Source organism: Roseateles sp. GW835-FHT13E02 (assembly GCF_058794035.1).
In genome coordinates this window covers 149,108-173,820 of the sequence record NZ_JBXAGJ010000001.1, presented here as the reverse complement: position 1 = coordinate 173,820, position 24,713 = coordinate 149,108, and the positions used below count along the sequence as shown (strand labels likewise).

The following is a 24,713-nucleotide window of genomic DNA, read 5'->3' as shown; positions in this document are numbered from 1 at the left end:
TGGGTCAATTCAAGATTTGAAATGACAAATTTGATAAATATGCACTTGCCGCAGGGTGCCCCAGGTCTGAGACTCCCCACCCATGTGTTTGAGGTCAATTGAGGTGATCCGATGGTGAATGGCAAGGTGCGGTTTGGAATTGCCGCGCGACTCTATGCCTTGGCGCTGGTTTTGTCCCTGTCGCTCGGGGGTGTGGCTTTGGTCTCCTACCTCAAGCTGTCCCGGGTGGATCAAATTGCGGAGGTTACGCAGAACTTGCGGGTGCCCCAGCTGTCGCGCATCGGCGATGTCGAGCTCAACATCACCCGGGTCTCTCTGCAGCTGCGCCACGCCATGCTGGCGCGCAATCCGTCCGAGTTGCAGGGCGCCGTCGATGACATCAGCGCCAAGCGCCAGGACATCGACAAGCTGCTCAAGGCTTACCAGGACGATCTGTTCACCGAGGAAGGCAAGTCACGGTTTGCCAAATTGGCCGAACCCCTGGCCCGCTTCTGGCAGGCGGGTATGGCCAATGTCGACCTCATCAAGGCAGGCCAGAATGACGAGGCCTTTGCCTACCTGGTCGACCGCACCATTCCGGCCCGCAACGAGGTGCTGGCCATCCTGGCCGATACGGTGCACTACCAGGAGCGCACCCTCAAAGAGGACATTGAAAGCATGCAGGATCAGACCCGCAGCACCTGGCATCTGGTGGTGGGTTTGGCGCTCTTGTCCTTGTTGACCTTGCTGGTGTTTTCCGTGCACGTGGCGCGCTTGCTCAAGCGCCGTGTGCGCTTGGCTCGGCAGCTGACAGAGCGGGTGCGGGACGGCGATCTGGCCCACCCTGAGCCGGATCTGGAGCGCGATGAGTTTTCGCCCTTGCTGGAGGCCCTGAAAGAGATGCGGCAGGCGTTGACTTCCTTGGTTGGCGGCGTGCGCGGCAATGCCGAGCGGGTCTCGGGGGCCAGCAGCGAGATCGCGCAGGGCAATCTGGACCTGTCTTCTCGCACCGAGGAGCAGGCCTCCGCATTGCAGCAGACGGCGGCGACCATGGATGTGCTCAGCCACACCGTGCGCCATAACGCCGACAACGCGCAGCAGGCCAAGCAGCTGTCCATGAATGCGTCCATGGTGGCCGAACAAGGCGGCGATGTCGTCGGCCAGGTGGTCAGCACCATGAAGGACATCAACGAGTCCTCGCGCAAGATCTCGGACATCATCGCCGTCATTGACGGCATCGCCTTCCAGACCAATATCCTGGCCCTGAACGCGGCCGTGGAAGCTGCGCGGGCCGGCGAACAAGGCCGCGGATTTGCCGTGGTGGCCAGCGAGGTGCGCGCTCTGGCGCAACGCAGCGCCGGTGCGGCCAAGGAGATCAAGACCCTGATCAGCGCCAGTGTCGAGCAGGTCGAGCAGGGCAGCGATCTGGTCGATCAGGCCGGTCAAACCATGGGCGAGATCGTCAGCGCCATCAAGCGTGTGGCCGACATCGTCGGCGAGATCAGCGCCGCCAGCCAGGAGCAAAGCCGCGGTGTGGCCCAGGTCAACGAGGCCATCACCCAGATGGACAAGACCACGCAGCAGAACGCGGCCTTGGTCGAACAGTCGGCCGCTGCAGCCGAGAGCCTGGAAGGTCAGGCCAATGAGCTGGTCCAGGCCATGGCGGTGTTCAAGCTGCAGACCTGAGGCCTGAGGACTGAGACTTGGGGCCGGGACCAGGGCCGGGGCCGGGCCGGCGCTTGCGGCTCAGTGCGCCCCGGCGCTGCGCCGCTGCACGCGGATCACTGCGTCGCTGGCGCTGCCATCGCTGGCCAGCGCCCGGGCGCGCAGCTGGCCGCAGCCGCCGTCCACATCCTGGCCGGCCGAATCACGCAACTTGGTCAGCACACCGCGCTGGTGCAGGGCGCGGGCGATGCCTTCGGCCTTGTCCCAGCTGGGCCGGGTGAAGGGCAGCTCGGGCACGCTGTTGTAGGGAATCATGTTGAGGATGGCGTACTTGCCCTTGAGCAGGCGAACGATGCCGTCCAGCTCCTCGGCCGTGTCATTGATGCCGTCCAGCAAGGTCCACTGGTACTGGATCGGATAGCCGGTCTTGCGCGCGTAGTCTTCGCCCAGCGCGACCAGCTCCTCCGGTGTCAGCCGCGGCGCGCGTGGCAGCAGCCGTTCGCGCAAATCGGCGCGGCTGGTGTGCAGGGACAAGGCCAGGGCTGGCTTGACCGGGCCCAGGGGCAGGCGCTCGAACACGCGCGGGTCGCCGACCGTCGAGAAGACCAGGTTTTTGTGGCCGATATTGCCCTCCAGGCCCAGCAATTCGATCGCCTCCAGCACATGCTCCAGGTTGTGGGCCGGCTCGCCCATGCCCATGAACACGACCTTCTTGACCGGCCGCAGGCTGCGTGCCAGGGCCACTTGCGCAATGATTTCGGCGCTGGTGACTTGGCGGATCAGGCCCTCGCGCCCGGTCATGCAGAACTGGCAGCCGACCGCACAGCCGACCTGGCTGGACACGCACAAGCCCTCGCGTGGCAGCAGCACGCTTTCCACTGTCATGCCGTCGCGCAGGGCCAGCAGCAGGCGGGCCGAGCCGTCCTCGCCAGGGTGGTTGGAAACGAGCCGGGTCAGGCCCTGCAACTCGGCATCCAGTGCCTCCAGGCCATCGCGCAGGGCCAGGGGCAGAAAGTTCTCGGGCTTGCGCCGGCTGCGCTCGTGCGGGCGTGCCCGCACCCAGTCGCGCAGGAGGCGGAGTTCGTGGGGCGGCTTGGCGCCCAGGGCGCGCAAGCGCTGGCGGATGTCTTCGATGCGCATGGGGCGGCGATTGTCGCTCAGCCGCGTTTGGGAGCCGAGCTGCGCGCGTCAGCGCCGAAAGTCCGCGCGCAGCCATGGCTGGCCGCTCGGTGCCTGGAACGTCAGGCCGACCTGGACGATGTCGCCCTCATGCCCGATCTTCGGGCGCTGATAGCCGGGCAGGATGCAATCGCTGTCCTGTGGGTCCTCGGGGTCGTTTTGGCTGAGCGCGCGCATATAGGGCTCCGGTCCCGCTCCGAGGATCATGCTCAGATACACACGGCTGCGCGGGATCGGGGCGCTGGGGTCCAGGCCGCGGGGACGGAAGCCGATCCGAAACTCCTCGGCCTCGCTGCCCTCCGCCGTGGGCCTGGTCGCCGGGAAGTGTGACGCCTTGTGTTTCTGTCCGTAAGCGTCACGCCAGTGCAAGCGAAGCTGGGGTGTCGGCTCTTGCGACGACCACATCAGATGCAGATCGCCACCCTGCGTGCAGAACTGCGGATGGCTGACGCCGGCGCTGGGATACCAGGGCCCGGCCACACGTTGGTCGATGCTCAGCAGGCGCAGGCCCTCGGGCGCGATCAGGCTTTGGGTCCAGACCAGGCCGACCCCCGGCATGCGGTAGAGCTTGGGCGGCAGCACGCGGTGGGGCAGCAGCGATTCGTCGGGCGCTTGCCGGGGGCTGGCACTGAGCTGGCGCGCTTCCTTGGCCATCTCCATCTCCGCCATCTGGGCGGCCATCAGGGGCAGGCCGAACAGCAGCACCAGGCCGAGCACGGCCATCACCAGCGATTCCAGCCAGCTCATCGGCGGCCGCAGGCGCCGCCCCAGCCAGGCATGGCTGCCAAACCACAAGCCTGGGCCCACGGTCAGCAAGAGCAGGTAGAACACCCCCAGGGCCATGGGCCCGGAGACCGCCCGCGCGGGAAGCCAGACCACAGCGAAGCACAGCGGCGCCATCAGCAGGGACAGCAGGCGCAGCTTCAACCAACTGCCCGCCTTGGCCCGGCGGCGAAAGTACAGCAGCTCCAGCAGCAAGGGCAGCAGCATCGCCAGGGCGAAAGCGGCCGCAGCTTGCCACCACAGCGCCCGGCGATCGGGCGCCATGGCCAGCCAGGTCTCTTGCATCTGCGCGAATTCCATGGACTCTCCCTTGCCTCGAGCTGTGGGCATCCAGTCTAGGTCTTCACTGCGGCAGGCAGAGCCTCACCTCCAGGCCGCCGCCTTCTCGGTTGCTCAGGCCAATGCGACCGCCATGGGCCTCGGCAATCTCGCGTGCCAGGGCCAGGCCCAGGCCGCTGCCGCCATGCTGGCCGCCGCTGCGCTTGGTCGAGTAAAAGGGCAGCAAGGCCTGGGCCAGCACCGCCTCGCTCATGCCGCAGCCGCGGTCGCGCACGACAAAGCACAGCTCGCGCGCCTGCCACTCCACGGCCAGGCTGACCGCCTCGGGCGGGCCGCCGGCTTCCTGGGCGTTCTTGAGCAAATTGATCAAGGCCTGAGCCAGCTGGCCCGGGTCGAAGCGGGCCGGGCGGGTGGGCACGGCGCCCTCCAGCCGGTAGGGGTGCTGGGCCAGCAGGCCGGCCAGGAAGGCCGGCCAATCCACGGTCTGCCAGTGCGGCGAGGGCAGCTTGGCGAACTCGGCATAGGCCGCCAGAAAACGGTGCAGCTGGCGCGAGCGCTCGCCGATGCTGGCGAACACTGCCTCCAGGCGCTCGGTCTGGCCGCGCCGCGCCAGCTCGGCGCCGCTGTGCGAGAGCGAGGAGATGGGGGCCAGCGAGTTGTTCAGCTCATGGCTGATGACGCGGATCACCCGCTTCCAGCTGGCCACCTCCTGGCGCGAGAGCTCGCGCGTCATGCGCCGCAGCAGCAGCAGGCGGTGCGGCTGGCCTTGCAGCTGCAGGCTGCGTTGCGAGAGGTGGAAGAGTTCCTCCTGTCCGTTTTCGCTCATGCCGAAGACCTGGTCCTGGCCGCCGGCCAGGGCCAGGCGCAAGGCCTCGGGGCTGTCATCCAGCAGACTGGCCAGGCTCAGGCCCGCCAGGCTGCGCCCCTGGGCCAGCAATTGGCGCGCGGCAATATTGGCATAACTGATTTCACCGCCGGGTTCCTGCAGCAGCAGCAAGGCTAGGGGCGTGTTCTGCACCACCGTGTCCAGCAGCAGCTCGCGCCGGGCCAGCTGCTGGCGTTGCTCGCGCAGGGCCAGGCCCAGCTCCTGGTGGGCGCGCAGCAAGGCGGCCAGCTCGGCCTGGCGCAGCGGGCCGCTGGGGCCGGCGGCGATGGACATGCTGAAGTCGCCATCGCGGTAGCTGAGCACCGCACCCTCCAGCGCGCGCAGCAAGCGGCGCAGCGGCTCCAGCAGCTGGCCGCTCAGGCCATACAGGGGCAGGGCCAGCACCAGCAGGCTGTAGATCGGCCACTGCCACTGCTGGATGAGGGCCTGCGCGCCCGCGCCGAGCAGGGCCGCGGCCAGCAGGGCCAGGAAGAGTCGCCATTGCATGAATCGGTCTCAGCTGGCTTCGGCCATGCCATAACGCTCCATGCGCCGGTACAGCGCCTGGCGCGACAGACCCAGGGCCTGGGCGGCGCGGCTGACCACGCCGCCAGCGGCCGTGAGGGCGGCCTGAACAGCTTCGCGGCTGGGCTCGTCGAGGTTGCGATGGCCGGCTGCCGAGGCGGCCGTTGGCGCTGCCGCTTGCAGACCGAGGTGCTGCGGCTGGATGCTGGCGCCGGCAGCCAGCAGGCCGGCGCGCGCCATCACATTCTTCAGCTCGCGCACATTGCCCGGCCAGCGGTGGGCCAGCAAGGCCTCGCGCGCTGCTTCTGACAAGGTGGCCGCGCCGGCCAGGAAATGCTCGGCCAGCACCAGGATGTCTTCGCGCCGCTCGGCCAACGGGGGCAGGCGCAGCTCAAAGACATTGAGCCGGTAGTACAGGTCTTCGCGGAAGCTGCCTTCGGCGACCATGGCTTTCAGGTCGGCATTGGTGGCGCTGATCACGCGCACCTGGCTGCTGCGCGTGCGGCTGGAGCCCAGGCGTTCGAAGCGCCCGGTCTCCAGCACGCGCAGCAGCTTGACCTGGCCGGCCAGGGGCAGGGTGCCGATTTCATCGAGGAACAGCGTGCCGCCATCGGCCGCCTCGAAGCGGCCCTCGCGTGCCTTGTGGGCGCCGGTGTAGGCGCCGCTTTCGCTGCCGAAGAGCTCGGCCTCGATCAGATCCGCGGGCAGGGCGCCGCAGTTCAGGGCCACGAAGGGACCTGTGCGCTGGGCCGAGTTGGCATGGACGATGGCCGCCAGCCGCTCCTTGCCGCTGCCATTGGGCCCGCTGATCAGCACGGGCAGCTCGGTGCGCGCCACCTGTGCGGCCAGCTCCAGCGTGCTCAGCATGGCATCGGAGGCGAACACCAGGCCGGCCAGATCCAGGCGCTGCGTCAGCTGTGCGCGGCGAGCCTGGCGGGCCTGGCGCGCCTGGCTCAGGGCGCGGTTGGATTCGCCCAGCTCCAGCAGGTTCTCCACCGTGGCCACTAGCTTGTGATCATCCCAGGGCTTGGCCAGGTAGTCGGCCGCGCCGGCCTTGACCAGCTCCACCGCCGCCTCCAGCCGGGTCCAGGCAGTCAGCAGGATGACGGGCAGGTCGGGGTGCTGGGCCCGGATGGCGCGGAACAGGGCCGCGCCTTCTTCGCCCGAGGTGGTATCGGCGCTGAAGTTCATGTCCTGGATCACCAGGTCCACGGAAGGGCGGGCCCGCGCCAGCAGGGCCAGACCTTGGGCCGGGCTATCGGCCAGCAGGGGCTCGATGTCGTGCAGGGAGAGCAGCAGGGCCAGGGCCTCGCGCACGCCGGCGTTGTCATCGATGATCAGCACATGTCTCATGGGGTGGCGAGCATAGCAAGAGGACGCTGGGGCGCGGGGCTCAGAAACGCAGGGCTGCCACCGGCGGCAAGGCTGCGGCGCGCCGCGCCGGGCCCAGCACGGCCAGCTGGCCCAGCAAGCAAAGCGTCAGCGCGCCCACCGGCAGGTAATAGGCCGGCAGCAAGGGCAGCTCATAGCTGCGGATCAGGGCCAGATTGATGCCGTAGGCCGCGCCCATGCCGAGCGCAATGCCGGCGCTGGACAGCAGCAGGTTCTCGAGCTGGAAATAGCGCAGGATCTGCCCGCGTGTGGCACCCAGGGCGCGCCGGGTGCCGATCATGCGGGTGCGCTGCTGCACCCAAAAACTGGCCAAGCCGACGATGCCCAGGGCCGTGACCAGGAGCAGGGCCACGCAGACGCCGCCGAGCAGCCAGATCATGGCGCGGTCCTGCGCGTAGTAGCTGCTGCGCATCTCCTCCAGCGTGCGCGCCTCGCGCACCATGCGCTTGCCGCCGATGGACTCCAGCACAGGAGTGGCCGCCTTGAGCACCGCATCACGTTGAGCCGGGTCTACGCGCATCACGTAGAAGCCTCCGCGATAGCTGTTGCGCAGCGGCAGCAGCATGCCGTACCGGCCTGCACCTCCGGTTTCGTTCGGTCCTTGGGCTTGGGGGCCCGGATGAACCTCTCCCAAGGTCTGCACCACGCCAATCACCTCGATCGGCGCATCGCCGAAGACGTACACCTGTTTGCCGAGAGCTGAACTGCCGGGAAACAGACGTTTCGCCAGGGCTTGGCTGATGATGACCTGGCGAGGGCGCGGCGGGTTCTCGCCGGGGCCGTTGAAGGCGTTGTCGAGCACGATTTCTTCGGCGCGGAAGTTGCGGCCCTCGACCAGTTTCAGGCCCATGGTCGTCAGCGCATGTTCATCGCTGGCGTATTGCGGCACGGCGATGCCTTCGCCATTGGGTTCCGGTTGTTGGCGCATGCCGCTGACGGTACTGCTGTTGCCGAACGTCACCTGGTTGATGATGGTGGCGCTTTTCACGCCAGGCAGGGCGCGCAGGGCCTGAAGGTCCTGGCTGGTGATTTCGTCGACATTGTCGGCTTTGCCGATGCCGCTGAGGTAGAGGGTCACCAACTCAGATTCAGCCAGACCACTTTCGGCCTGGATGCGCTCCACGCGCTGTTGAATCAGGTGCAGGGCATTGCAGACGATGGCGCAGGTGAGCGCCACCTCGAGCACGATCAGGCCGGCCGCGGTCTTGTGGCGGCGCAGGGTGGAGAGGATGGGCATCAGTTCCATGGATTGAGTCCTCACTGGGTTTTCAGTTGACGAGCCGGGCTGATGCCGGCGGCATGCCAGGCGGGCAGCAGGCCGGCGGCGAGGCTGGCCAGCAGGGCCAGGGCCAGGGTCAGGGCCAGCATGGGCCAGTCCATTTCGGCCAGGCGGGCATAGGGCGCCGGGCTCAGGCGCACCAGATACAAGCCCAGCGCCGCCAGCGCCAGGCCCAGCAAGCCGCCGATCAGGCCGAGCACGCCGGCCTCGACCAGGAATTGCTGAAAGATGGCGCGGCGCGTGGCCCCCAGGGCGCGGCGCACCCCGATCTCGGCCGAGCGGCGCAGGCTCTTGGCCAGCAGCAGACCCACCGTGTTGGTCAGGCAGACCAGCAGGAAGGCAAAAGCCAGCCAGACCTGCAGGCGCACATCGCTGGGCAGCACTTGTTGATGATCCAGCCACTCCATCACCGGGCGCAGGCGCACATTGGCCGGCCGCTCGAAACGCCCGGCGCGGCCTTGCTCCTCGGAGTACTGCAGCAGGTAATTGCGGTACTCAGCGGCTTGAGCGGCCGAGTCCAGCTCGACCCAGTACTGCAGCCAGGCGCAGGGCACGTTCAGATCACGCGGGTGCTTGCCATCCAGGTCGCCCCAGCAGTTCATATTGCCGGAGCTGCCCATGTTCAGCCGGAACGAGGTGGATATCGGCGCATACACCTCGGCGGGCTGGGTGTAGGCGCCCTGGGTCAGGTCGAAGTAATGGGGCACGGGCCGCCAGGGCTTGAGCACGCCGACGACGCGGAAGCCCTGTTCGCGCAGGCGGATCTCGCGCCCGACGCTGTTGGCGCCACCAAACAGCTTTTCATTCAGGCTGTGCGAGATCACCACCACGCGCGCGTCGGCCTGATCGGCGGCCGCATCCCAGCCGCTGCCGTAGGCAAATGGCGCCTCGAACATGGTGAAGAAGTCGGCGCTGGTCCAGCGTGCCGTGGTGACGAAAGGTTTGAGCGCAGGGTCGTCCGGCAAGACCGTGGCCTGGGCGCCGGTCATCATGACCTGGCGCCGGCCCTTCTTGGCTTGCAGCAAGGCCTCGGCATCGAAGCGGGTCAGCTGCCGCACGGGCTCGTCGCCCGGCTTGAAGCTGGGGTCGGCCGCTTCGGCGTCCAGCTGCACATTGAACAGGCGCTCGCTCTTGCCCGGGATGGGGTCGCCGCCCAGCACGTGGAAGACCGTCAGCGTGGTCATGCAGGCGCCGATGCCCAAGCCCAGGGCCAGGATCATCAGCAGGCTCAGGCCTTTGGCCGCGCGGAAGCTGCGCAGGGCCAGATCGAAGTAGTAGTTCAGCATGCTCATGGGGAACCCTCGGCTGCGCCCGCGCGGGGCTGCAGCAATTGATTGACTTGGGCCAGGCTGGCCTCGTTCAGCTGGCCGGCCGCCTGTTGCAGCAGCACGGTGGCCAGCACATGGCGGTGGCGCGCTTGTTCATGCGCGCCCTGTGCGGCGGTCTGCGACTGAATCGCCAGCAGCAGGTCGGTCATGCTGCGCGTGCCCAGGGCCTGGCCGGCGCGGGTGGCGGCCAGGGCCTCGTTGGCGGCCTGCACGGCGGCGGCGGTGCTCTCCAGCAGCTGGGCGCTGAGCAGCACGGCCTGGTACTGGGCCTGGGTTTCGCGTTGCAGGGCGCGACGCGCTTGCTCCAGCTGTTCACGCAGGGCATCGCGCTGGTGCACGGCGCCTCGGCTCTGCGCCTGCGTCGCGCCGCCGGCCAGCAAGGGGATGTTCAGGCGCAGCGCCACGGTGTGCTCGTTGCGCCCGGCCAGGGCTGCGGGCACGGCCGCGCCCTGCAGGCGCTGGCTGTCCAGGCCCAGGCTCAGGCTGGGCAGGTGGGCGGCGCGGCTGGCGGCCATGCGGTCTTCGCTGGCCTGCAGGCGCAGGGCTTCGGCGCGCAGGGCCGGGTTCTGGCGCAGCGCCTGCTCGACCCAGGCTTCGCGAGAGGCGGGCTGGGGCGGTTGGGCCCGCAGGGCCGGGCTCAGGCCCTGCAGATCGGCGGGTGCCTGGCCGGTGATCTCGGCCAGGGCGGCACGGGCATCGTCCAGCTGCTCCTGTGCCTGCAAGCTGCTGCCGCGCGAGAGCTGGTGGTAGGTGCGTGCCTGCTCGACATCGACGGCGGCCGACAAGCCGGCCTCGAAGCGCTTTTGCGCCTGCCCCACCTGGGCCGCAAACGCGGCCTCATTGGCCTGCGCATTGCGCAGCGCGGCCTGGGCCGAGAGCACGCCGAAATAGGCGCTGGCCACGCGAGCGCAGAGGGCCTGCTCGGCCGCTTGCAGCCGGGCGTCTTCAGCCGAAAGCAGGCGGCTCTCGGCATCCCATTCGCGCAGGCGGCTGAGATCGAACAGCGCCTGGCTGATGCGGCTGCTCAGCTGCTGCTGGTGGGCGCCGCCGGGCTGGCGGCTGGCGGCCAGCTCCAGGTTCCACTGTGGCAGCAGGGCAGCGCGGGCCTGGGTCGCGCTTTCCTGCTGCACGCCGCGCAAGGCCTGGGCCTGGGCCAGGCGCGGGTCGGCGGCGCGGGCCTGGGCGTAGACCTGGAGCAGATCCTGGCTCGTTTGCGCCTGCGCCGCCGCGGTGGCAGCCAGGCTCAGCAGAGCGGCTGCGGCCAGCTGGCGCCAGCTGAAAGGGGTCAGACTCATCGTGGTGCTCATGGCATCTGGACGGCCTGGCTCTGACCTTGCAGCAAGGAAGGATCCATGCGCAGCTCGGCCGCCAGGTCCACCACCTGGCCGTCGATCACATGGACATTGCGCTGCGCCCGCGCGGCCAGCTGCATATCGTGGGTGACCATGACGATGGTGGCGCCGTCGCGGTGCAGCTCTTCCAGCAGGTCCATCACGCTGCGCGCCATGCTGCTGTCGAGGTTGCCCGTGGGCTCGTCGGCGAGCAGCAGCTTGGGTTCACCGGCCAGGGCGCGGGCGATGGCCACGCGCTGTTGTTGGCCGCCGGACAGCTCGGCCGGGTAATGCTTGGCGCGGGCCGAGAGGCCCACGCGGGCCAGGGCTTCGGTGGCGCGCTTTTTGCGCTCGGCCGCGCCCATGCCGCGGTAGCGCAGCGGCACCTCGATGTTGTCGAGCACGTTCAGATCCGGGATCAGATTGAAGGCCTGGAAGATGAAGCCGATCTTCTGGTTGCGGATGCGCGAGCGGGCGTCGTCGTCCATGGCGCTGACGTCCACGCCGTCCAGCTCGTAGCGGCCGCCGCTGAAGGCCTCCAGCAAGCCGGCGATGGTCAGAAAGGTGGTCTTGCCCGAGCCCGAGGGCCCGGTCACGGCGACGAACTCACCGGCCTTGACCTCGAGGTTGAAGTTGCGCAGGGCATAGGTCTCGACCATCTCGGTGCGGTAGACCTTGGCGAGGGATTGCATGTGGAGCATGGGTGGGTACCGGTTGGGTGTGAATGGGTGTGGGGAGAGCGAGTGAACAGGTGAACAGGTGAACAGGTGAACAGGTGAACAGGTGAATGGGTGAGTGGGTGGTGGCAGGGGAGTGATTCACTTGTTCACCCGTTCACCTGTTCACCCAAAGAGTTCAGCTACTCACTCACTACTCCCCGCTCCTTACCCTGGAACAGCTCGCCGCCGTTGCTGACGATCTGCTCGCCGGGCTGCAGGCCTTCCAGCACTTCGACGCGGGCGAGGCCCTGTGCGCCCAGGCGGATGGCGCGGCGTTGCACCTGGCCGTCCTTCAGCACGTAGACAAAGCGGCCGCCGCCTTCATCGACAAAGCTGCCGCGGGCGACGGTGAGCACGCGGTCGCGGTGGTCCAGCTGCACGCGCACCGAGAGGCGCTGGTTCTGGCGCAGCTGCTCGGGCCTTTGGCCCTGGAAGCGCAGCCGTGCGGCCACTTCGTTGTTGACCACCTCGGGCGAGATCGAGCTGACCACGCCCTTCCACTGTTGGCCATTGCCCTGGATGGTGCCGGGCATGCCGGCCTGCAGTTCGCGGGCAAAGCTCTCGGCCACCTGCATCTGCACTTCCAGCGCACTCAGGTCCACGACCGAGAGCAGCCGACCGTCCTTGGCGACGCTGGCCCGCTCGGTGACGAAAAGCTGGCCGACTTGACCGTCCACTGGCGAGCGCACCGCCAGCTCATCCACCTGGCGACTCAGGTCCTGCACATTCAGCTGCTGGCGCTCGAAGGCCTGGCGTTTGGCCTGCAGCTCGAACTTGCTGGCTTCGTCTTTCAGGTCCAGCAAGCCGCGCGCTTGGCGCAGGGCGACTTCGGCGCGGGCCAGGGCGTCTTGCGCCTGGTCGACCTGCGCGCGGGCGGTGGCGCCGGCCTCGAAGGCTTGCGTCTGGCGCTTGAGCTCGTTGCGCGCGCTTTGCTGGGCGATGGTGGCGGTCTCGAGATTGCTTTGGCTTTGAGCGCGCTGCTGGCGGGCGTCGGCCTCGGCCCTCAGCCATTCGCTCTTCAAGGCATCGGCGTTCGAACGCTCCTGGGCCAGGCGGGCGGCCAGCTCGGGGCTGTGGATGCGGGCCAGGATCTGGCCGCGCTGAACGGGGTCGCCCGCTTGCACCGTCAGGCTGACCGTACCGGCATTGCCGGCATAGAGCGTGGGGCTGATCGCGGCCACCACCTTGCCCTCGCCGCTGACTTCACGCGTCAGCGGACCGATTTCTGCGGTCGAGAGGCTCAGGCGCGAGAGCTTGACCGAAGAGGCGCCTTGGCCGCCGACTTGATCGCGCAGCTTGGGCACGGTGTAGGCCAGGGCCAGCAAGGCGGCCAGGCCGACCGTGGCCAGCAGCCAGCGGGATGGCAGCCTGCGTCGACGGGGGCTCAAGACCTGGTCCTGAGCAGAGGTGTCTCGAATCATGGTGTCAGGGTCTCCTTGGAGGGGCTTTGCCTGAATCATTGCAAGCTGCATGCCAGCTCTTCGAGATGGCGCCAAGCTCGGTGGCATGGGCCTTGGCGGCCTTCAGGGGCCGGTGCCGCAGTGTCCGCGGACACTGCGGCGGACACCGATGCCGGACAGGAGCGGACAGGAGCGGACAGGATCGACCCGCATCGGACAGGGCTGGAACGGCGGCGGGGCCTCAGCGACGCCTCCATCCACGGTCCTAGAATCCGCGCCATGACACATTTCCCCATCGGGCTGCAGCCGCGCTGCTTCGCCCTGGTGCCGGCCGCTGGCATCGGCGCTCGCTCCGGCGCGACCGGGCCCAAGCAGTACGTGACGCTGGCCGGGCGGCCCATGATGGCCCACACCTTGGACGCTTTGTCGCAGGTGGCGGCGCTGGAGGCGACCCTGGTGGTGCTCTCGCCAGAGGACGATCTGTTCGAAGCGGCCATTCCCGAGTTCCAGGGCGAACGTGCCTGGGTGGCCCGGGTCGGCGGTGCCAGCCGGGCCGAGACCGTCAGCGCCGGTCTGACCGAGCTGATGGCGCGCGGCGCCCAGCCGCACGACTGGGTGCTGGTGCACGACGCGGCGCGCTGCTTGATCCGGCCCGAGTGGGTGCTGCGCCTGATCGAGGCCTGTGCCGAGGATGAGGTGGGCGGCCTGCTGGCCTTGCCCCTGGCCGACACGCTCAAGCAGGCCGAAGCTGGCCGCGTGGCCGCCACCGTGGATCGGCGCCACAAATGGGCCGCCCAGACACCGCAGATGTTTCGCCTTGGCATGCTCAAGCCGGCGCTGATGATGGCCGGCGATTCGGTCACCGACGAGGCCAGTGCCGTCGAGGCACTCGGTCACGCGCCGCTGCTGGTCGAGTCGCCGATGGAGAACTTCAAGGTCACCTGGCCGGCGGACTTCGCCCTGGCCGAGCGCCTGCTGCGCAGCCGCTGAGCTCGTCCGAGCGGGCTCCGGTGCGAAGCTGCAGTTCATCGCGCCCAGCTGCAGTTCATCCTGAGGATTCGTAAAACTGAACTTTACTTGTTAATTCTTGTAATTAGGTATTACGATACGCTACCAATTTGAGCCCAGCGAGAGGAGAGAGTCACCATGAGCAGCCCCGAAGTCCTGATCCAGGTCCTGCGCAGCGAGATGCGCGCCGCCGGCATCACCTACAAGCAGCTGGGCCAGCGCCTGGAGATGAGCGAGTCCAGCATGAAGCGCATGTTCTCGCAAGGCGATATGAGCTTGTCTCGCCTGGCCCAGATCTGCAAGGCCGTCGGTGTGGCCATGGAGGATGTCCTGCGTCAGGCGGCGGACGCCACGCCGCATGCCGACACGCTGACGCTGGCGCAGGAACGCTCCCTGGTCAGCGACCCCAAGCTGCTGCTGGTGGCGATCTGCTGCCTGGGTCACTGGACTCTGGAGCAGATCATCGAGACCTATGACATCAGCGAGACCGAGTGCATCCGCTACCTGGTCAAGCTCGACCGCCTGGAACTGATCGAGCTCAAGCCGCTGAACCGCTACCGCATGCGCGTGTCCATCGCCTTCCACTGGCTGCCCGATGGCCCGGTGCAGAACTTCTTCCGTAAATACGTCGTCAACGACTATTTCGCGGGCCGTTTCGATGGTGACGGCGAGGCGTTGCTTTGCGTGCATGGCCGTCTGTCCAACCCGAGCGCGCAGGAGCTGGTGCAGAAGATCCGCCAGCTGGCCGCTGAACTGGCGCGTTTGCACCAGGACGATCAGCGCCTGCAGCCCAGCGAGCGAGATGGCTTCACCCTGCTGCTGGGCCTGCGTTCCTGGGAGTTCGAGCAGTTCACGGCCATGCGCCGGGTCAAGAAGGCGAGCTGAGGCATCCGCGAGGCGGGGCGGGGCGCTCCGGCGCCCCGCCTACCAGGTCGGGCCGAGGAAGAGGTAGGCGGTGCCCTGGCCCTTGTAGGTGCCGCCCAGCGCCAGGTAGAAGGGACCGAAGCGCGTGTCAAAAGCCAGGAAGGTGCTGCCGGCCAGTTTCAGCTGACTGCGGTCGAACAGCTCTCGGTCGCGGATGATGCCGCCCAATTCCAGCGACATGCCGGCGCGGATGGCGCCGCCCAAACCGATGGGCATCTCGCCGATGCGGCGCGCCATCACCAGGCGGCCGAAGCCCAGCGTGCGGCCCTCCAGTGAGTTTTCATTGGTGCCTGAAAGGCGCAAGAAACCGCCCAGGCTGCCCCCTGCGCTGCCCAGGGCTGCGTGCTGCCATTCGGTGTAGACATGGCCGGCCCAGCGGCCGGCACGGAAGGCGGCCAGGCCCATGGCGCCGGCGTTCAAGGCGTCCGTGCCGTGCGTGGTGGACGCGTATTGCAAGCGCAGCGAAACCATGTGCCCGCGGCTGGGGAAGGCCAGGGAATCCAGGGTGTCGGTGCGCAACTCGGCAAAAGCGCCCCTGACCCGGTACTTCAGATTGGGGTTCTCTGCGGGCTCAGGAATCACGGCGCGCACCGAACCCGAGGCCCGGACTGCACCCAGGCGCACATCACCCCAGTTGGACAAGCGGCGACCGATCGCCAGCTCGGTGCCGGCCTGGCCCACGCTCAGCCGCATGCTGCGCCGACCGAAGGCATCATGCAAATCGGTGTTCGTGCTCTCGGTGTTGCTGACCAGGTTGAGGTACCAGGGCGAACCGGCTCCCAGGGGTTGGATCAGATCAAAGCTCAGCCCGCGGTTCTCTCCCAGGCTGGCCGAGCTGCGCAGCTCGGCCCCCCAGCGGTTCAGCCAGGTGCTGACATGCATGGCGCTGATCGTGAAGCCGTTGGTGTCACCGAAATTGCTTTTCAGGCTGAGGCCGAAGCGCAGGCGGTTGTGCGCCCACTCGGCCTCCTGCACATGCAGGGTCAGGTGACGCTGTCCTTCCACATCGCTGACTTGCGCGTCGATGCGCTCGAAGTCGCCGAGGCCGTACAAGGCAGCCGTGGCGCGCTTGATGTCCTCAGGGCTGGCGGGCTTGCCCACATGCAGCCCCAGTTCTTCGCGCAAGGCCTTGGGGTTGCTGCGTTGGGTGCCTTCGATCTTCAGGCTGGCCAGGGGCAGGGCCTGCTGGCTCAGCGGGGCGGGCTCGCGCAGCCGACCTTGCTCGTAGCGCGCGAAATGCTCGTCGTCCACCGCCAGTGGAGTCAATCGTTCGAGCGCGGCGTGGGCGGCGCGTTCGCCCGATCTCATGGCCTCTTCGAAACGGCTGAAGTCCATGAAGCTGATATTGCCCAGATCGGGGTCGATCAAGACATCGACGCTGCGCAACTCGCGCAGCGACTGGGCCACATTCTGATTGGTCAGGATCTGCAGCATCTGGTTGGCCACGCCGACCGCGCTGGTGATCTCGCGCTCTTCCAGCAGGGGTGAGCCCACATTGACAGCAATGATGATGTCGGCCCCCATCTTGCGCGCCACATCGACGCCGAGATTGCGCACCAGGCCGCCGTCCACCACCGCGCGGCCGTTCACACGCACCGGTGAGAACACGCCCGGCACGGCCATGGAGGCGCGCATGGCCAGGAACAGCGGCGTGTCCACCATCTCGACCAGATCGCCATTGAGCAAATCGGTGGCCAGGGCGCGGAAGGGCAGGCGCAGCTGGCTGATCGGCGTCTCGGCCTGTTCGCCGCGCACCAGGCTTTCCAACGCAGCCTCCAACGCGCTATTGCCCGCGGCCGAGGGTGGCAAGGTGGTGCGCCCGCCGCGTGGATCCACACCCAGTTCCAGGCGCGAGGGGATGGTCTGATCTTCCTCCCGGCGCCGGAAGCTGAGGTTCTGGCGCGGCGGGCGGTCGGCCAGCACGCTGGGCCAGTCGGTGTGTTGCACAAAGGCTTCCATCTCCTCGATGCTGCGGCCCGAGGCATAGGCGCCGCCCACCACCGCGCCCATGCTGGTGCCAACGACCAGATCCACCGGGATCTTGCGTTCGCGCAGCACCTTGAGCACACCGATATGGGCCAGGCCGCGCACCCCGCCACCCGACAGCACCAGACCAATCTTGGCGCGCTGCCCATCGGCGCGAATGGGCGCGATCGGAGGGTCGCCTGGCAGCACGGTCTGCGCCGGGCTGCCGGTACAGCCTAGAGCGAGACCCAATGCCAGGGTCAGACAGAACAAGCGAGGCAGCAAAGGCATGGGTGTTCGAGAGGGATGAATCAGTCAGGTGGCGCCGGGGCGAACGATAGCGCGTTCAGACGCGGCGCCAGCCGAATCCGCGGCGGGCCGAGGGCAGCATGGCGGAAGTGATGCGCTAAGCTCCCCCGCATTGGAACTCTTTGCCGGCCTTGCGCCCACTCGTCATGTCCCTGAATGCTGCCGCCACATCGTCCTCCGCCTCTTTGCTGCCGCCGCTGCGCATCGGTGAAGGCTGGGACACCCATGCCCTGGTCGAAGGCCGGCCCCTGGTGCTGGGCGGCGTGACCATCCCGCACAGCCATGGCCTGCTGGGCCACTCGGATGCCGATGCCCTGGCCCATGCCATCACCGACGCCTTGCTGGGCGCGGCCGCCCTGGGCGATATCGGCAAGCTCTTCCCCGACACCGCGGCCGAGTTCAAGGGCGCCGATTCCATGGTGCTGCTGGCCGAGGCCTACCGCCAGGTGCGCGCTGCCGGCTGGCAGATCGTCAACCTGGACAGCACCATCGTTGCGCAAGCGCCAAAGATGGCGCCGCACATCCTGGCCATGCGCAGCCGCCTGGCCGAGGTGCTGGGCGTCGAGCTGGCGCGCGTCAATGTGAAGGCCAAGACGGCCGAGAAAATGGGCCCGGTGGGTGAGGGCAAGGCGATCGAGACGCGGGCGGTCTGCCTGCTGGTGGCCTTGGCTTGACGGGGTTTTAGTTCGCGCGCTGCAGGCGAATCAGGGTCTGCAGCCCGCCGTCGACGGCATTGCCGATGCGCAGCTGCCCGCCCAGGCGCAGCACCGATTTTTCGACGATGGCCAGGCCCAGGCCGGCGCCGTTGGCCGCCGTGCGCGCCGCGTCGCCGCGGAAGAAAGGCGTGGTCAGCCGGGCCAGCATGTCGGCCGGCACACCCGGGCCGTGGTCACGCACCTGCAGGGTGACCCAGGGGCCGTTCTGCGTGCAGGTCACTTCCACCAGGGCTGGCACATCGGGCGCGTGGCCGTAGCGGCGTGCGTTCTCGAACAGATTGAGCAGCACGCGCGCCAGCTCGGTTTCGTCGGCCCAGACCTTGGTGCCCGAGGGCAGGGCCACTGCGATGCGGATCTGGTCGGGCCAGCGGAAGGCCTGGGCCTCGCGCTCCACCACCGCGGCCAGCTCGAGCGGTTCGCGCCGCAGCTCGTTGGGGCGGGCGTAGTCCATGAACTTGTGAATGATGGCATCGAGCTGGTCGATGTCCTGGGCCATGAATTGGCGTGCCTGCTCATCGGGCACGCTCATCTCGGCCTCCAGGCGCAGGCGGGCGAGGGGCGTGCGCAGGTCGTGCGAGATGCCGGCCAGCATCACCGCACGGTCTTCCTCGACCTTGGCCAGCTCGCGCGCCATGCGGTTGAAGCCGGTGTTGACATCGCGGATCTCGCTGGTGCGGGTGGTTTCGTCCAGGCGCGAGTCGTACTCGCCCTCGCGGATGCGGTGGGCCGCCTCGCTGAGCGCGCGCAGGGGCTGATTGATCAAGCGGGTGATGGCCGCCGAGCCGAGCACGCTGGCAATCAAGGCAATCACCAGCCACCAGCCCTTGCCCGAGAGGCTGACCGAGACCGGCGCCGCGCTGGTCTTGAGCCAGTAGGCATCGGGGCCGATGCTGAAGCGCACCCACAGGCCTTCATCGTCGTTGACGCTGCGCGCCACCACCGTATCCTGGCCCAGGTTCTGGCGCAGTTCGGTCACCAGGCGGCGGGCGAAGGTGTTGATGTCGTAGGGCTGCCAGCGGTCGCTGTCCTCGGCCACGCGCACCTGCACGGTGTTGCTGCGGGCCAGCGATTTGAGCGTGGTGACGCGGTTGATGGCATCGCTGCCTTCGAGCGCCACACGGCTGAGGTTGACCAAGCCGGCCAGCTGCTGCGCGGCCTGCAGCGCACGAGGCTCGGCCTCCAGCACCTTGAAGGTCTGTTGCCAGGCCAGCACGCCGCCGGCCAGCAGCAGGGCCAGCAGGGCAAAGGTGCGCCAGAAGAGGTTCAGAGCGAACTCTGGTTTGGGCATGTGGTCCGGTCGCTGGGCGGTCAATGCGTCAGGCCATCAGTTCGCTTCATCGGGCACGAAGACATAACCCACACCCCAGACAGTCTGGATGTAGCGCGGCTGGGTCGGGTCGGTTTCCAGCAGCTTGCGCAGGCGCGAGATCTGCACATCGAGGCTGCGGTCGAAGGGCTCGAAATCGCGGCCGCGGGCCAGCTGGGCCAGCTTGTCGCGCGAGAGCGGCTGACGCGGGTGGCGCACCAAGGCCTTGAGCATGGAGAACTCGCCCGTGGTCAGGGGCAGCACCTCGCCGTCTCGGGCCAGGCGGCGCTGGGCCAGGTCGAACTCGAAGGGGCCGAAGGTCACCGTCATCGGCTCCTTCGAAGGTGCGCCGGGGGCTTCCAGCGCCGGGCGGCGGCGCAGCACGGCGTTGATGCGGGCCAGCAGCTCGCGCGGGTTGAAGGGCTTGGCCAGGTAGTCATCGGCGCCGACTTCAAGGCCGACGATGCGGTCCACCTCTTCGACCTTGGCGGTCAGCATGATGATGGGGGTGTTGTCGCTGGCGGCGCGCAGCCGACGGCAGATGGTCAGGCCGTCTTCGCCGGGCAGCATCAGGTCCAGCACCATCAGGTCCACAGTCTCGCGGGTCAGGTGCTTGTTGAGTGAGCGGCTGTCTTCGGCCAGCAGGACTTCAAAGCCTTCTTGCGTCAGGTAGCGACGCAGCAGGTCGCGGATGCGGGCGTCGTCGTCGACGACCAAGATGCGGTTGGGCCGGGAGGTGCTGGTGCTGGTCATGGCCAAGTCCTGGGAGCTCTGAATTTGTAACAGAGCCATTGTCAGCCGGTTTTTTGCCTTTGCCGCCGCGCTGCGGCCAGCGTTACAGCTGGTTAACAATTTTTTAGACATCCAACTTGCAAGCTCCAGCGTTGTGACCAGCTAAGTGGCAGCCGCTAAGCTGTTCCGGCTTTCCCAGCCTTTTCCAAGGAGAACTTGTCCCATGAAGAACTCAAAGACCCGCAAGATCGTCGCCGCCGCCCTGGGTGGCTTGCTGCTGCAAGCCGGAGCCCAGGCCGCCCCGGGCGACCAGCTGCCGCGCGACCGCCTCAACCTCTCGGCCACGGCCAGCGTCGAGGTGACCCGCGATGTGCTGGGCGTGGTCTTCAGCACCAGCAAGGAGGGCAGCGATGCCGCCGCCGTGCAGCAGGCGCTCAAGCAGGCCCTGGACAGCGCCCTGGCCGAGGCGCGCAAGATCGCCAAGCCGGGCCAGGTCGAGGTGCAGACCGGCAATTTCTCGCTCTACCCGCGCTACACCACCAAGGGCGGCATCAATGGCTGGCAGGGCAGTGCCGAGCTGGTGGTGGAAGGCCGTGACAGTGCGGCCATCGCCCAGCTGACCGGCCGCATCAGCAGCATGAGCATTGCGCGGGTGGGCTACAGCCTGTCCAAGGCCCAGCGCGAGAAGGTGGAGTCGGACGTGGTGGCCCAGGCCATTGCGCTGTACAAGACCCGCGCCGCCGATTACGCCAAGCAGTTTGGCTACCCCGGCTTCCAGATCGGTGAGGTCAATGTCAACACCGATGCCAACGGCGCCCAGCCCATGGCCGCACCCCAGATGCGCTTCAAGGCCATGGCTGCTTCGGCCGAGATGGCCTTGCCGACCGAGGCCGGCCAGGCCACGGTCAGCGCCACGGTCAATGGCTCGGTGCTGCTGGTGCGTGAGGCGGTGAACCGCTGAGGGTTGGGCAGGGCGGGCGCGGTGGCCTGAGGTCTATCTCGACCTTACTGCGCCGTCCAGCCGCCGTCCAGGCTCCAGGCCTGGCCTTGCACATTGCTGGCCGCGTTCGAGCACAGGAATGCGGCCAGCTCGCCCAGCTGCTCGGGCGTGGTGAACTGCAGCGAAGGCTGCTTTTCCGCCAGCAGGCGGCGCTTGGCTTCTTCGCCGTCCACGCCGTCGGCCACGGCGCGCGCATCGACTTGCTTTTGCACCAGCGGGGTCAGCACCCAGCCCGGGCAGATGGCATTGGCCGTCACGCCGCTGGTGGCGATCTCCAGCGCCACCGATTTGGTGAAGCCCACCAGCCCATGCTTGGCCGCCACATAGGCCGATTTCTGCGCCGAGGCCACCAGGCCGTGCACCGAGGCCACATTGATGATGCGGCCCCAGCCCTTGCGCTTCATGCCAGGCAGGGCCAGGCGGGTGGTGTGGAAGGCCGAGCTGAGGTTGATGGCGATGATGGCGTCCCAGCGCTCGACCGGGAAGCTCTCGACCGGCGCCACATACTGGATGCCCGCGTTGTTGACCAGAATGTCGCAGCCGCCGAACTCTTGATCGGCATAGGCCATCATGGCTTCGATCTCGGCCGGCTTGCTCATGTCGGCGCCGTGGTAGCCGACGCGGATGCCCTGGGCCTGGCCGGCGGCCAGCACCTCGGTGCGCGGGCCTTCATGGTCGCCAAATCCGTTCAGCACAATGTTTGCGCCCTGGCGTGCCAGAACCAGCGCCATGCCCAAACCAATACCGCTGGTGGAGCCAGTAATCACGGCGCATTTGCCTTGAAGCATCGGGAATCCTTTCGAGGGTTGCTAGGATGGACTTTATAAGGATCTCAATCATGGCCGAACCACAACTGAATTTCGTGAAATGCCTGGGGCAGGGCGGTCTGCACCGCATGGCCTATTGGGAGTGGCCCTGCCGTGCTGCCTTGCCGGCGGGCGAGAAGGCGCCGGTGCTGGTCTGTGTGCACGGCCTGTCGCGCCAGGGGCGGGATTTCGATGCCTTGGCCGAGGTCCTGAGCGCACGCTACCGTGTCATCTGCCCCGATGTGGTGGGCCGCGGTCGCTCGGACTGGCTGGCCCAGGCGGCCGGCTACCAGGTGCCGGCCTATGTCGCCGATATGGTGACCTTGCTGGCCCGGCTCGATGTCGAGCAGGTCGATTGGGTGGGCACCTCCATGGGCGGCTTGATCGGCATGGGCCTGGCCGCCTTGCCCGGCAGCCCGGTGCGCCGCCTGGTGCTCAACGATGTGGGGCCGAGCATCCAGTTCGACGCCTTGCAGCGCATTGGTAGCTACCTCGGCCAGCCCCGGCGTTTCTCCAGCGTGGAAGAGGGCACGGCCTACCTCTGGAGTATTTCGGAGAGCTTCGGCCCGCACACGCCCGAGCAATGGGCGCGCTTGTCCGCGCCCATGTTCAAGCCCGAGGGCGAAGGCTTCAAGCTGCACTACGACCCGCAGATCGCCCAGGCCTTCCATGCCGTGACGCCCGAGCTGGCCCAGGCGGGCTCGGCGGCGCTCTGGTATGCCTACGACACCCTGCGCTGCCCGACGCTGCTGCTGCGCGGCGCGACGTCGGATTTGCTGAGCGCCGAGACGGCGCAGGCCATGACCCAGCGCGGCCCGCGCGCTCAGCTGCATGAGTTCGCCGGCGTGGGCCATGCGCCGACCCTGGTGCAGCCCGATCAAATCGCGCGGGTGCGGGACTTTCTCGAGGCGGCATGAAAACTGGTTTGACGACCCAGGCGCCGGCCCTGGTTCAGGCGGCGCCCATCGTGGCTTTGCTGGACACGCCCGAGGGTGGCTTGCCCTCCGAGGCCTTGCCCTTCGCCCGCGCACGCGCTTTTGCCGAGCCCTTGCTGGCCGGCCAGCCGCTGGACACCGGTGAGGACGCCCTGGCCCATGCTGATGGCGTGGCCGCCATCCTGGCCGGCATCGGCGCGGCGCCGACCATGCAGGCGGCCTCCTACCTGGTCTATGCCGGTGAGTACCTGCACAAGCCCGAGGAGATCGTCGCCAAGGCTTTTGGCGAGTCCTATGCCAGCCTGGTGCTGCACACCCGGCGCCTGGTGCAGATCCAGCGCGCGGCGCGTGAGGCGCGGGTGGAGGACGAGCGCCGCGGCGAACAGACCGAGCGGGTGCGCAAGATGCTGCTGGCCTTCTCGCGCGATCTGCGCGTGGTGCTGCTGCGCCTGGCCTCGCGTCTGCAGACCCTGCGCTACTTTGCCGCCTCCAAGCGGCCTTGCCCGGCCAGTCTGGCGCAGGAGACCCAGCAGGTGTTCGCGCCCCTGGCCAATCGCCTGGGCATCTGGCAGATCAAATGGGAGCTGGAGGACTTGTCTTTCCGCTTCTCCCAGCCCGAGGCTTACCGCGAAATTGCGCGGGCTCTGGACGAAACCCGGGTGCTGCGCGAGCAAGGCATCGAGGCCACCCGCGCCGCTCTGCAGGCCGATCTGCAAGCCCATGGCCTGCAGGCGCAGGTGCAAGGCCGGCCCAAGCACCTCTACAGCATCTACAAGAAGATGCAGGGCAAGAGCCTGCAGCTGGAGCGCGTGTTCGATCTGCGCGCCCTGCGGGTGGTGGTGCCGACCGTGGCCGATTGCTATGCCGTGCTGAGCCGTCTGCATGAGCAGTTCACGCCGGTGGCCGGTGAGTTTGACGACTACATCGCCCGGCCCAAGCCCAATGGCTATCAGTCCCTGCACACCGTGGTGCAGGGCGCCGACGGCCGGGCCATGGAGGTGCAGATCCGCACGCAGGCCATGCATGAGCATGCCGAGCATGGCGTGGCCGCGCACTGGGCCTACAAGGAGGCCGGGGCGCGCGGCTATGCCGGCGTCAGCGCGGCGGGCGAGTTCGAGGACCAGGTGGCGCAGGCCCGCAAGGCCGTGCTGCGCCAGCTGCTGGCTTGGGAGCGCGATTTCGTCGAAGGCCATAAGGACGAGGCCCCGGCCGAGGCCGGCGGCGGACAGGCCTTGTTCGACGATCGCATCTATGTGTTCACGCCGCAGGCCACCATCATCGAGCTGAGCGCGGGCGCCACGCCGGTGGATTTCGCCTACGCCGTCCACACCGATCTGGGCCACCGCTGCCGCGGCGCCAAGGTCGACGGTGCCATGGTGCAGCTGAACACGCCGCTGCAAAGCGGGCAGACGGTGGAGATCACCGCGGCCAAGGAGGGCGGTCCCTCGCTGGACTGGCTCAATCCCGAGCTGGGCTATCTGCAAAGCCAGCGTTCGCGCGCCAAGGTGCGCGCCTGGTTCAACGCATTGGCCCAGGCGCAGACGGCGGCGCGTGGCCGCGAGGCGGTGGAAAAGCTGCTGCAGCGCGAGGGCAAGACGGCGGTCAAGCTGGAAGACCTGGCCGCGCGCCTCGGCTTCAAGAATGCCGAGGCCTTGTTCGAGGTGGTGGGCAAGGATGAATACTCTCTGCGCAATATCGAGCAGCTCCTGCGCCCGCCCGCCCCCGAGCCCGACAACGACGAGCTGCTGGCTCAGCGCCGCACCAAGCCCACCCGCAGCGGCCCACGCGGCGGCGTGCTGGTCGTGGGCGTCGATTCCTTGCTGACCAATCTGGCGCGCTGCTGCCGGCCGGCCCCGCCGGACGCCATCGGGGGCTATGTCACCCGCGGCAAGGGCGTGGCCATCCACCGCCTGGACTGCAGCAACTTCCGCCAGATGGCCCAGCAGGCCGGCGAGCGGGTGATCGAGGTCGAGTGGGGTGGGGCGGCTGCGGCCGGCAGCGGCGCCAAGGGCCCGGCCCTGTACCCGGTCGATGTGGTGGTCGAGTCCAACGATCGCCAGGGCTTGCTGCGCGATGTGCTGGAAGTCTTCGCCAAGGAGAAGATGAATGTCATCGCCGTCAACACGCAGTCGGTCAAATCGGCGCGCAGCGACACGGCCTGGATGAACTTCACCGTCGAAGTGGCCGACTCCGGCCGCCTGTCCCAGGTGCTGCGCAGCGTGGCCCAGGTCAGCGGCGTGAGGGGCGCGCGAAGAAGATAATGAAGAAATATTCGCAAAGACTAGACA

General features: G+C 67.8%; 20 protein-coding genes. 7 read left to right on the top strand and 13 right to left on the bottom strand.

The genetic code is table 11. The features are described 5' to 3' along the window. Positions 1-111 precede the first annotated feature (111 nt). A complete protein-coding gene (locus AC1Q6P_RS00760) occupies positions 112-1,665 on the top strand; it encodes a methyl-accepting chemotaxis protein (RefSeq protein ID WP_492663918.1) in 1,554 nt (517 codons plus the stop codon). Between the two features lie 60 nt (positions 1,666-1,725). On the opposite strand, the gene AC1Q6P_RS00755 is transcribed toward AC1Q6P_RS00760, so the two are convergent. The 9 genes from AC1Q6P_RS00755 to AC1Q6P_RS00715 all read right to left on the bottom strand — a co-directional run bounded on the left by AC1Q6P_RS00755 (position 1,726) and on the right by AC1Q6P_RS00715 (position 12,745). Continuing rightward, positions 1,726-2,784, bottom strand: a complete 1,059-nt coding sequence (locus AC1Q6P_RS00755) for an RNA methyltransferase (protein WP_492663917.1) — start codon at positions 2,782-2,784, stop codon at positions 1,726-1,728. Positions 2,785-2,832: 48 nt separating this feature from the next. Next, positions 2,833-3,906 (bottom strand): hypothetical protein, encoded by a 1,074-nt coding sequence (locus tag AC1Q6P_RS00750; RefSeq protein WP_492663916.1) that lies wholly within the window; start codon positions 3,904-3,906, stop codon positions 2,833-2,835. Positions 3,907-3,949: 43 nt separating this feature from the next. Continuing rightward, positions 3,950-5,257 carry a sensor histidine kinase gene (locus AC1Q6P_RS00745; RefSeq protein WP_492663915.1) on the bottom strand — a complete coding sequence of 436 codons (1,308 nt, stop codon included), beginning with the start codon at positions 5,255-5,257 and terminating at the stop codon, positions 3,950-3,952. Positions 5,258-5,266: 9 nt separating this feature from the next. Next, complete coding sequence (locus AC1Q6P_RS00740; protein WP_492663914.1) at positions 5,267-6,628, bottom strand: sigma-54-dependent transcriptional regulator; 1,362 nt, start codon at positions 6,626-6,628, stop codon at positions 5,267-5,269. Positions 6,629-6,668: 40 nt separating this feature from the next. Next, on the bottom strand, positions 6,669-7,913 hold the full coding sequence (locus tag AC1Q6P_RS00735; RefSeq protein ID WP_492663913.1) for an ABC transporter permease: 1,245 nt from the start codon (positions 7,911-7,913) through the stop codon (positions 6,669-6,671). A gap of 11 nt (positions 7,914-7,924) precedes the next feature. Continuing rightward, a complete protein-coding gene (locus tag AC1Q6P_RS00730; RefSeq protein WP_492663912.1) occupies positions 7,925-9,238 on the bottom strand; it encodes an ABC transporter permease in 1,314 nt (437 codons plus the stop codon). Next, positions 9,235-10,569 carry a TolC family outer membrane protein gene (locus AC1Q6P_RS00725; RefSeq protein WP_492663911.1) on the bottom strand — a complete coding sequence of 445 codons (1,335 nt, stop codon included), beginning with the start codon at positions 10,567-10,569 and terminating at the stop codon, positions 9,235-9,237. The genes AC1Q6P_RS00730 and AC1Q6P_RS00725 overlap by 4 nt, the downstream gene beginning before the upstream one ends. 8 nt (positions 10,570-10,577) lie before the next feature. Next, the gene (locus AC1Q6P_RS00720) at positions 10,578-11,306 is read right to left on the bottom strand and encodes an ABC transporter ATP-binding protein (protein ID WP_492663910.1); all 729 of its coding nucleotides are present in this window, start codon (positions 11,304-11,306) and stop codon (positions 10,578-10,580) included. Positions 11,307-11,464: 158 nt separating this feature from the next. Beyond that, positions 11,465-12,745, bottom strand: coding sequence for an efflux RND transporter periplasmic adaptor subunit (locus AC1Q6P_RS00715; protein WP_492663909.1), 1,281 nt, complete (start codon positions 12,743-12,745; stop codon positions 11,465-11,467). 258 nt (positions 12,746-13,003) lie between these two features. Here AC1Q6P_RS00715 and ispD point away from each other — a divergent pair, with 258 nt between their 5' ends. Continuing rightward, positions 13,004-13,714 (top strand): 2-C-methyl-D-erythritol 4-phosphate cytidylyltransferase, encoded by a 711-nt coding sequence (ispD, locus tag AC1Q6P_RS00710; protein ID WP_271009856.1) that lies wholly within the window; start codon positions 13,004-13,006, stop codon positions 13,712-13,714. Between the two features lie 156 nt (positions 13,715-13,870). Beyond that, complete coding sequence (locus AC1Q6P_RS00705) at positions 13,871-14,617, top strand: helix-turn-helix domain-containing protein (protein WP_102767218.1); 747 nt, start codon at positions 13,871-13,873, stop codon at positions 14,615-14,617. Positions 14,618-14,656: 39 nt separating this feature from the next. On the opposite strand, the gene AC1Q6P_RS00700 is transcribed toward AC1Q6P_RS00705, so the two are convergent. After that, positions 14,657-16,912, bottom strand: coding sequence for a patatin-like phospholipase family protein (locus tag AC1Q6P_RS00700; RefSeq protein ID WP_492663908.1), 2,256 nt, complete (start codon positions 16,910-16,912; stop codon positions 14,657-14,659). Between the two features lie 164 nt (positions 16,913-17,076). Here AC1Q6P_RS00700 and ispF point away from each other — a divergent pair, with 164 nt between their 5' ends. Then, positions 17,077-17,604: a 2-C-methyl-D-erythritol 2,4-cyclodiphosphate synthase gene (gene ispF / locus AC1Q6P_RS00695; RefSeq protein ID WP_492663907.1), complete on the top strand. Its 528-nt coding sequence runs from the start codon at positions 17,077-17,079 to the stop codon at positions 17,602-17,604. A gap of 7 nt (positions 17,605-17,611) precedes the next feature. On the opposite strand, the gene AC1Q6P_RS00690 is transcribed toward ispF, so the two are convergent. Together AC1Q6P_RS00690 and ompR are read right to left on the bottom strand one after the other, a co-directional pair. Continuing rightward, on the bottom strand, positions 17,612-18,934 hold the full coding sequence (locus AC1Q6P_RS00690) for an ATP-binding protein (RefSeq protein ID WP_171825943.1): 1,323 nt from the start codon (positions 18,932-18,934) through the stop codon (positions 17,612-17,614). 36 nt (positions 18,935-18,970) lie between these two features. Next, positions 18,971-19,705 (bottom strand): osmolarity response regulator transcription factor OmpR, encoded by a 735-nt coding sequence (gene ompR / locus AC1Q6P_RS00685; protein ID WP_102767214.1) that lies wholly within the window; start codon positions 19,703-19,705, stop codon positions 18,971-18,973. Positions 19,706-19,907: 202 nt separating this feature from the next. Here ompR and AC1Q6P_RS00680 point away from each other — a divergent pair, with 202 nt between their 5' ends. Continuing rightward, a complete protein-coding gene (locus AC1Q6P_RS00680; RefSeq protein WP_492663906.1) occupies positions 19,908-20,645 on the top strand; it encodes an SIMPL domain-containing protein in 738 nt (245 codons plus the stop codon). Between the two features lie 44 nt (positions 20,646-20,689). On the opposite strand, the gene AC1Q6P_RS00675 is transcribed toward AC1Q6P_RS00680, so the two are convergent. Continuing rightward, on the bottom strand, positions 20,690-21,472 hold the full coding sequence (locus AC1Q6P_RS00675) for a 3-hydroxybutyrate dehydrogenase (RefSeq protein WP_492663905.1): 783 nt from the start codon (positions 21,470-21,472) through the stop codon (positions 20,690-20,692). A 50-nt stretch (positions 21,473-21,522) separates the two neighbouring features. On the opposite strand from AC1Q6P_RS00675, the gene AC1Q6P_RS00670 reads away from it, so the two are divergent. Together AC1Q6P_RS00670 and AC1Q6P_RS00665 are read left to right on the top strand one after the other, a co-directional pair. Continuing rightward, positions 21,523-22,407 carry an alpha/beta fold hydrolase gene (locus tag AC1Q6P_RS00670; RefSeq protein WP_492663904.1) on the top strand — a complete coding sequence of 295 codons (885 nt, stop codon included), beginning with the start codon at positions 21,523-21,525 and terminating at the stop codon, positions 22,405-22,407. Next, positions 22,404-24,686 carry a RelA/SpoT family protein gene (locus AC1Q6P_RS00665; protein ID WP_492663903.1) on the top strand — a complete coding sequence of 761 codons (2,283 nt, stop codon included), beginning with the start codon at positions 22,404-22,406 and terminating at the stop codon, positions 24,684-24,686. Before AC1Q6P_RS00670 ends, AC1Q6P_RS00665 begins: the two co-directional genes overlap by 4 nt. Positions 24,687-24,713: the final 27 nt, after the last annotated feature.

Bases quoted from the DNA above. Each gene is read 5' to 3' on its own strand.
- AC1Q6P_RS00760 (WP_492663918.1), top strand. From the start codon at position 112: ATGGTGAATGGCAAGGTGCGGTTTGGAATTGCCGCGCGACTCTATGCC.
- AC1Q6P_RS00680 (WP_492663906.1), top strand. From the start codon at position 19,908: ATGAAGAACTCAAAGACCCGCAAGATCGTCGCCGCCGCCCTGGGTGGC.
- ispF (WP_492663907.1), top strand. From the start codon at position 17,077: ATGTCCCTGAATGCTGCCGCCACATCGTCCTCCGCCTCTTTGCTGCCG.
- AC1Q6P_RS00735 (WP_492663913.1), bottom strand. From the start codon at position 7,913: ATGGAACTGATGCCCATCCTCTCCACCCTGCGCCGCCACAAGACCGCG.
- AC1Q6P_RS00725 (WP_492663911.1), bottom strand. From the start codon at position 10,569: ATGAGTCTGACCCCTTTCAGCTGGCGCCAGCTGGCCGCAGCCGCTCTG.
- AC1Q6P_RS00715 (WP_492663909.1), bottom strand. From the start codon at position 12,745: ATGATTCGAGACACCTCTGCTCAGGACCAGGTCTTGAGCCCCCGTCGA.
- AC1Q6P_RS00720 (WP_492663910.1), bottom strand. From the start codon at position 11,306: ATGCTCCACATGCAATCCCTCGCCAAGGTCTACCGCACCGAGATGGTC.
- AC1Q6P_RS00755 (WP_492663917.1), bottom strand. From the start codon at position 2,784: ATGCGCATCGAAGACATCCGCCAGCGCTTGCGCGCCCTGGGCGCCAAG.
- AC1Q6P_RS00665 (WP_492663903.1), top strand. From the start codon at position 22,404: ATGAAAACTGGTTTGACGACCCAGGCGCCGGCCCTGGTTCAGGCGGCG.
- AC1Q6P_RS00670 (WP_492663904.1), top strand. From the start codon at position 21,523: ATGGCCGAACCACAACTGAATTTCGTGAAATGCCTGGGGCAGGGCGGT.
- AC1Q6P_RS00705 (WP_102767218.1), top strand. From the start codon at position 13,871: ATGAGCAGCCCCGAAGTCCTGATCCAGGTCCTGCGCAGCGAGATGCGC.
- AC1Q6P_RS00745 (WP_492663915.1), bottom strand. From the start codon at position 5,257: ATGCAATGGCGACTCTTCCTGGCCCTGCTGGCCGCGGCCCTGCTCGGC.
- ispD (WP_271009856.1), top strand. From the start codon at position 13,004: ATGACACATTTCCCCATCGGGCTGCAGCCGCGCTGCTTCGCCCTGGTG.
- AC1Q6P_RS00730 (WP_492663912.1), bottom strand. From the start codon at position 9,238: ATGAGCATGCTGAACTACTACTTCGATCTGGCCCTGCGCAGCTTCCGC.
- AC1Q6P_RS00690 (WP_171825943.1), bottom strand. From the start codon at position 18,934: ATGCCCAAACCAGAGTTCGCTCTGAACCTCTTCTGGCGCACCTTTGCC.
- AC1Q6P_RS00740 (WP_492663914.1), bottom strand. From the start codon at position 6,628: ATGAGACATGTGCTGATCATCGATGACAACGCCGGCGTGCGCGAGGCC.
- AC1Q6P_RS00700 (WP_492663908.1), bottom strand. From the start codon at position 16,912: ATGCCTTTGCTGCCTCGCTTGTTCTGTCTGACCCTGGCATTGGGTCTC.
- AC1Q6P_RS00675 (WP_492663905.1), bottom strand. From the start codon at position 21,472: ATGCTTCAAGGCAAATGCGCCGTGATTACTGGCTCCACCAGCGGTATT.
- AC1Q6P_RS00750 (WP_492663916.1), bottom strand. From the start codon at position 3,906: ATGGAATTCGCGCAGATGCAAGAGACCTGGCTGGCCATGGCGCCCGAT.
- ompR (WP_102767214.1), bottom strand. From the start codon at position 19,705: ATGACCAGCACCAGCACCTCCCGGCCCAACCGCATCTTGGTCGTCGAC.